General features: G+C 34.1%; 1 pseudogene. It reads right to left on the bottom strand.

Annotation, left to right across the window (positions count from 1 at the left end):
* Nucleotides 1–314: pseudogene (locus AC2D8K_RS12635) on the bottom strand (IS6-like element IS257 family transposase); the annotation flags it as partial.

Raw genomic sequence — 314 nt, 5'->3', positions numbered from 1 at the left:
AATTGTTTAATGAGACGTTTGATAAACGCATATGCTGAATGATTATCTCGTTGCTTACGCAACCAAATATCTAATGTATGTCCCTCTGCATCAATGGCACGATATAAATAGCTCCATTTTCCTTTTATTTTGATGTACGTCTCATCAATACGCCATTTGTAATAAGCTTTTTTATGCTTTTTCTTCCAAATTTGATACAAAATTGGGGCATATTCTTGAACCCAACGGTAGACCGTTGAATGATGAACGTTTACACCACGTTCCCTTAATATTTCAGATATATCACGATAACTCAATGCATATCTTAGATAGTA

Source organism: Staphylococcus sp. 510 (assembly GCF_057219715.1).
Note: the sequence above shows the minus strand (reverse complement) of the source record. Positions and strands in the feature narration are given on the sequence as shown.